This window comes from Streptomyces odontomachi (assembly GCF_024435355.1).
In the GTDB taxonomy this organism is placed as follows: domain Bacteria; phylum Actinomycetota; class Actinomycetes; order Streptomycetales; family Streptomycetaceae; genus Streptomyces; species Streptomyces odontomachi.
This window is the reverse complement of sequence record NZ_JAMJWG010000070.1, coordinates 1-2,811: the sequence shown is the minus strand read 5'-3', so window position 1 is coordinate 2,811 and position 2,811 is coordinate 1. Positions and strand designations below refer to the sequence as shown.

General features: G+C 75.9%; 1 protein-coding gene. It reads left to right on the top strand.

Features of this window, described 5'->3' with window-relative positions:
* On the top strand, positions 1-2,811 hold a 2,811-nt coding region (locus NQO67_RS43385; RefSeq protein ID WP_255956173.1), incomplete at both ends, for an acyltransferase domain-containing protein.

The following is a 2,811-nucleotide window of genomic DNA, read 5'->3' as shown; positions in this document are numbered from 1 at the left end:
TCCCGCCGCCCCCCATACGCCCGAAGGCCGGCCCGCCCCCGGCCCAGCACCCGAAGCCGACACCGGCACCGACACCGACATCAGCGCCGGCACCGCCGCCGCCCCCCTCGTCGTCTGGAACCTGTCGGCGCCGACCGAGACGGGGCTGCGCGGTCAGGCTCGGCGGCTGGCGGCCGGCCTTCGGGACGGCGCGGAGGCCGAGCCGTATGCCGTCGGGCATGCCCTGGCCACCACCCGTGCCACCTTCGATCACCGTGCCGCGCTGGTGGGTCGGTCGGCGGAGGAGCTGCGCACCGCCCTGGAGTCCGTCGCCGCCGGACGATCCGGCGCGGCGGCGCCGGTGGGCCGTGCCCGGGCGGGGAAGTCCGCGGTGGTGTTCGCCGGGCAGGGCAGCCAGCGGGCCGGGGTGGGACGGGAGCTGTACGCGGCGAGCCCGGTGTTCGCCGCGGGCTTCGACGAGGCGTGTGCCGCGTTCGACGGGCTGCTGGACCGGCCGTTGCGGGAGCTGGTGCTCGGTGCGGGCGCCGATGACGACACGCTGGCCCGGACCCGTTACGCACAGCCCGCGATCTTCGCCGTGGAGGTCGCCCTGTACCGGCTGCTGGAGTCCACCGGCGTGCGGCCCGGCGCCGTCGCCGGGCACTCCGTGGGCGAGCTGGTGGCGGCGTACGTGGCCGGGGTCTGGTCGCTGCCGGACGCCGCCCGGCTGGTGGCCGCACGCGGCCGGCTGATGCAGTCGGCCCCCGAAGGCGGGGCGATGGTGTCGCTCCGGGCGACGGAGGACGAGGTACGCGACAGCCTGGAACGCCTCGACGTGACGGCGGCGGTGGCGGTCGCCGCCGTCAACGCGCCCCAGCAGACGGTGGTCTCCGGCGACGCCGACCAGGTGCGGAAGGTCGCCGAACACTGGCGTGCCCAAGGACGCCGGGCCACCCGGCTACGGGTCAGCCATGCCTTCCACTGTGCCCACATGGACGGCGTGCTGGAGGAGTTCCGGCGCATCGCGGCCTCGGTGACCTGGCATCAGCCGTGCCTGCCGGTCGTCTCCGGCAGCACCGGACGGATCGCCTCCGCCGGTGACCTCACCGACCCCGACCACTGGACCGGGCAGATCCGCCGCACCGTCCGCTTCGCCGACGCCGTCCGCCACCTCCACCAGGCGGGCGTCACCACCTTCCTGGAGGTCGCCGGACACCCGGCCGTGGCCCAGCAGATCGAGGAGACCCTCGACGGCACGGACGACGCCGACGGCCGTACCGCCCCCGTGGTGGTCACGGTGACACCGGAACCGGAACGCCTCCTGACCGCTCTCGCCCGCGCCCACGTCACCGGATGCGACATCGACTGGCGCGCGTGGTTCACCCGCCCGCCGCGCACCCCTGTCGACCTGCCCACCTACCCCTTCGAGCACCGCCCCTACTGGCTCGCCCCTGCCCCGGCCGGCGGCGACGCCGGGCGGCTCGGGCTGACCGGCACCGACGGCCACCCGCTGCTGGGGGCGCTGGTCCTGCCGGCCGAGGGCGAAGGAATCCTGCTCAGCGGGCTGCTGTCGGCGCACACCCAGCCGTGGCTGGCCGACCACGTCATCGCCGGCACCCCGCTCCTCCCCGGCACCGCCTTCCTCGAACTCGCCCTCCAGGCCTGCCGCGCGGCCGGCTGCGACGAGGTCGCCGAACTCACCCTGGAACGCCCGCTCGCCCTGCCCGCCCAGGGCGCCGTACAGATCCAGGTCGTGGTGCAGGGTGCCGACGCGCACGGCCGCAGGGCGCTGGCCGTGCACTCCCGCCCGGCCCGAGGGCAGCAGCCGGACGACCCGTACGACGAGCCGTGGACCTGCCACGCGACCGGTGCGCTCGGACCGGTGACGGCCACGGCACCCGAGGCCGCCGGAGCACCGCGCTCTGCGGAGCCGTCCGCATGGCTGCCCGCCGACGCCGTACCGCTCGACCTCGACGACGCGTACCCCTCGCTGGCCCGCGACGGGTACGCGTACGGCCCCGCCTTCCAGGGCCTGCGGGCCGCCTGGTCCGCCGGGCCCGACCTGTACGCCGAGGTCGAGACGGCCCAGCCGCAGCACGCCGACGCCGCTCGCTTCGGCCTCCACCCGGTGCTCCTCGACGCCGCCCTGCACGTCCTGGCCATCGCCGGGCTGCACGACGGCCGCACCCAGGTGCCGTTCTCCTTCACCGGCGTACGCCTCCATGCACACGGCGCCACCACGCTCCGGGCCCGGCTGCGGCGCTCCGACGGCACCGTGTCCCTCACGCTCACGGACCCGGCGGGGGAGGCCGTCGCGGACGTGGCCGCACTGACGCTGCGTGCCCTCGGCCCCCGGGTCGCCGCTGCCGGACCACCCCTGCACGTGGTCCGCTGGACCCCGCTCGGCGCCCAGCCCCCGACGACCGACACCTCCGCCGTTCCCGTGCCGACCGTGGTCCAGGTGGCCGAGGCCGGTCCGGAGTGCCTCGTGGACGTCCACCACGAGACGGCCCGGGTACTGGCCGCCGTGCACGCCCGACTCGACGGTGACGACGACGGCACCCTGGTGGTCGTCGCGCCGTCGTCGGATCTGGTGGGGGCGGCCGTCGGTGGTCTGGTGCGGTCGGTGCAGGCCGAGCATCCCGGGCGGTTCGTGCTGGTCGAGACGGACGCCCCCGGTGCGCGGGTGCCTGCCGAGCTGCTGTCGACGGTGGTGGCCAGCGGCGAGCCGTACGTACGGCTTCAGGAAGACACCCTCCTCGTACCCCGCCTGACGCGACTCGTGGAGCCGTCGAGTCCCGCGGGATCGTCCGGACCCCGACCTACGGAACC